Source organism: uncultured Phenylobacterium sp. (assembly GCF_902826855.1).
In the GTDB taxonomy this organism is placed as follows: Bacteria; Pseudomonadota; Alphaproteobacteria; order Caulobacterales; family Caulobacteraceae; genus Phenylobacterium.
Map to the genome: position 1 here is coordinate 17,317 of NZ_CADEGK010000073.1, position 3,404 is coordinate 20,720.

Genomic DNA, 3,404 nt, shown 5'->3' on the forward strand with positions numbered 1-3,404 from the left:
GCCGTCGCCAGTTTCCACACCCGTCCCACCGGCCAGGCTGAGGGCAAGCACTGGGGACCGGCGATCGCGGTTCTGGAGACCACGTCGTTCGGTCCTTACCACTTCAACTTCCACCACGGCGACCTCGGCAACTTCACCGTCATCGGGCCTTCAGGGTCCGGCAAGACGGTGTTGCTCACCTTCCTCCTGGCCCAGGCCGAACGGCTGAAGCCGCGCATCGCCTATTTCGACAAGGACCGCGGCGCCGAGCCGTTCATCCGCGCCATCGGCGGCCGCTACGACGTGATCTCGCCGGGCGAGCCGACCGGGTTCAATCCGCTCGCCCTGCCCGACACGCCCGGCAACCGCGCCTTCCTCTCCGAATGGGTGGCTCAGCTGCTCACCTCCGAAGGCGAGGTTCTGGACGCCGAAGACCGGGTGATGATCGCCGACGCCATCGACGCCAATTTCGCCCAGCCGACCAACCACCGGCGGCTGCGCTACCTGCGCGAACTGTTCCGCGGCGCACGGCGGCCGCAGGCGGGCGATCTGGCCGCGCGGCTGTCGGCTTGGTGCGAAGGCGGCGACCACGCCTGGTTGTTCGACAACGAGGCCGACCTGCTGGATATCGAGACCCGGATCCTGGGCTTCGACATGACCAAGGTGCTCGACGCGCCCACCATCCGCATCCCGACGATGATGTATCTGTTCCATCGGCTGGAGCAGCGCCTGGATGGTTCGCCCGCCATGTTCATCGTCGACGAGGGCTGGAAGGTGCTGGACGACCCGGTGTTCGTGCGCCGGATCAAGGACTGGGAGAAGACCATCCGGAAGCGCAACGGGGTCGTCGGCTTCTGCACCCAGAGCGCTTCGGACGCCCTGGACAGCCGCATCGCCTCGGCGATTATTGAGCAGGCCGCGACGCAGATATTCTTCCCCAACTCGCGGGCGAAAGCCTCTGACTACGTTGATGGGTTCGGTTTGACCGAGCACGAGTTCGAACTGGTGCGCAGCCTGCCCGACACCTCACGGTGTTTCCTCATCAAGCGCAGCGACCACAGCGTGGTGGCCCGGCTCGACCTCACCGGCCTCGGCGGCGAACTGGCCGTCCTGGCGGGCACCGAGCGCGCCGTCCGCCGGCTCGACGCGCTCCGCCAGCAGGTTGGCGACGAGCCGGCCGCCTGGCTGCCGTCTTTCATGGAAGGCCGGAGCGCAGCATGATCGCAGCCTGCGCCAACCTCGTCGGCCAGGGTGTCATCCGCGGCGTGCTCGACACGGTCGACTGCCAGACGCGCACCTATGCCCAAGGCGGCTACCTAGCCCTGACCCAGGGTTCGAGCGTCTTCCAGTCGGCCCTGACCGCGCTACTCACCATCTACGTGGCCTGGTTCGGCTACCGGATGCTGTTCGCCCAGGGCAACACGCGCCTCTCCGACGCTACCGGCATCGGGTTGAAGATCGGGGTGATCCTGACCCTAGTGACCAGCTGGTCGACCTTCCAGGCGCTCGTCTTCGACGTGGCCGACCGCGCGCCAGTAGAGATCGCCGCCCTGGTCTCCGCGCCGCTGACCGCCGAGGGCCGATCCTCCCTAGCCGCCAACCCCATCGATGGCTTGCAGGCCGTCTACGACGAGTTCTCCAATACAGCTGTCGCCCTGGGCAAGCAGGCCGGGACCGGCGCGGGGGTTAAAGCCTATTCCAGCCCCCAGGCAGCATCCGCCGAGGCGATGTCCACCGCCACCGGTGCGATCTTCCTGGCCGGCCCGGGCGTGATCGCGGCCGCCACGCTCGCCATCGGCATCCTGACAGCTGTAGGACCTATCTTCATCGCGCTCGCCCTCATCCCGGCGACGCGCGGCCTCTTCGTCGGCTGGGTGCGGGCGCTGGCGGCGTCGGCGTTGATCCCGATGGTCGGGTGGCTCCTGGTGGTCCTCATGCTGTCAGTCCTCGAGCCCTGGGTCGTTACGCTGGAAGCGCAGCGGAAGGCTCTGCAGCTCGACCCTCAGACGGCAATGAGCGCCGCGGCCCTGGTGTTCGTCTTCAGTTTTGGCCAAGGGGCGCTGGTGATCGGCGCCTGCGTTATGGCCATGGGCTTCCGTCTGCCGCGCTTCGGCGCCGACCGCGCAAGCCAGATCGACGAGCGCACCTTGCGGTCCCAGACGGCCCTGACGCAGCCGAGCGAGTCGCCATCGCGCGCCGAACGCCTGGCTCTGGACCTCCAGCGCGATCAGGCTCAGGCCGGAGAGCGTAGCCGCGCCGGGGCCGCTGCGGCGGCCGCCGCCGCGTCGGCGGGCCGGCCCTCACGCCAGCAGGTCTCCGTCAACTTCGACGAGACCCGTCGCCTCGGCGAAACCTACCGCCGTCCCGCCGTCGCCGCCCGCCGCGCCGGAGCCGCCCGATGATCCGCGTTCCACGTTCCTCGAGAGGGGGCGCACTGGCCCTCGCCCTGGCCCTCGTCGCAGCACCGGCGTTGGCCGTTGTGCCGCGCCCGGGGCCCGGCGACCCGCGCATCCACGTCGTCGACTACGACCCCTCCGCCGTGGTGGAGCTGAGGAGCGCGCTCGGCCTGCAGCTCTCCGTCGAGTTCGATCAGGGCGAGAAGATCGAGAACGTCGCGATCGGCGACTCGCTCGGCTGGCAGGTGACGCCGAACCGCCGGGCAAACCTGCTGTTCCTCAAGCCGATGTCACCGCGGCCGCCCACCAACATGACCGTGATCACCAACCTTCGGCGCTACAACTTCCAGCTCAGCGTCCAGCGCCAGGCCAGCCGGGCGATCCCGTTCAGCGTGCGATTCCTCTATGAAGAGCCGGTGGTGGCCGTGATGGTTCCGCCACCGCCGCCGCCGCCGCCAGAAGAGCGCAATGTCGCCTATTCCTATGACGGCTCGACCAACGCCCTGCCGGTGAAGGTGTTCGACGACGGGCGCGACACCTACTTCGCGTTCCGGGCGGAGGAGGACATGCCGGCGATCTTCGCGGTGGATCCCGACGGCGGGGAGGCGGTGGTCAACAGCCGCCAGTACCAGGGCTACGTCGTGGTCGACCGCATCGCCCGCGGCTTCGTGCTGCGCCGCGGCAGCGAGGTCACCCGCATTTACAACGACGGCTTCCACGTCGAGCAGGCCAGCGCGCTCCGGCAGCGCAAGAAGGACCCATGGTGGCGGCGATGAGTGACAAGACCCCCACCCCGCTGTCGCCCGTCTTCGCCCACGGCGAGGCCGCCCGACCGCGCGTGCGCGCGCCGGATTCGCCAATGACCCTGTGGGTCGGCGTCATCGGCGCCGGTGTCCTTGGCGTCGTGGTGTTCAACGGCCTCTCAGGGGCCAGGGACGCCAAGGCCCAGCCGTCCCCCACGCCGGCGGGCCCTCCGCCCGCCCGATACATCCCCCCGCCCCCCGCACGCCCGACAGCCGTGCCCCCGCC

At 69.3% G+C, this 3,404-nt stretch carries 3 protein-coding genes and 1 pseudogene; all 4 read left to right on the top strand.

The window, feature by feature from the left end; all coding sequences use genetic code 11:
* Positions 1-171: 171 nt before the first annotated feature.
* On the top strand, positions 172-1,200 hold the full coding sequence (locus QZV94_RS11830) for a hypothetical protein (RefSeq protein ID WP_293678089.1): 1,029 nt from the start codon (positions 172-174) through the stop codon (positions 1,198-1,200).
* Positions 1,197-2,381: a type IV secretion system protein gene (locus QZV94_RS11835; protein ID WP_293678090.1), complete on the top strand. Its 1,185-nt coding sequence runs from the start codon at positions 1,197-1,199 to the stop codon at positions 2,379-2,381. The genes QZV94_RS11830 and QZV94_RS11835 overlap by 4 nt, the downstream gene beginning before the upstream one ends.
* Positions 2,378-3,151: a TrbG/VirB9 family P-type conjugative transfer protein gene (locus QZV94_RS11840; protein ID WP_293678091.1), complete on the top strand. Its 774-nt coding sequence runs from the start codon at positions 2,378-2,380 to the stop codon at positions 3,149-3,151. The genes QZV94_RS11835 and QZV94_RS11840 overlap by 4 nt, the downstream gene beginning before the upstream one ends.
* Positions 3,148-3,404, top strand: a pseudogene (locus tag QZV94_RS11845) (hypothetical protein); the annotation flags it as partial. The gene QZV94_RS11840 and the pseudogene QZV94_RS11845, both read left to right, overlap by 4 nt.

What these genes read in the sequence shown, in the direction of transcription:
- QZV94_RS11835 (WP_293678090.1), top strand. Translation starts at nt 1,197, where the DNA reads ATGATCGCAGCCTGCGCCAACCTCGTCGGCCAGGGTGTCATCCGCGGC.
- QZV94_RS11840 (WP_293678091.1), top strand. Translation starts at nt 2,378, where the DNA reads ATGATCCGCGTTCCACGTTCCTCGAGAGGGGGCGCACTGGCCCTCGCC.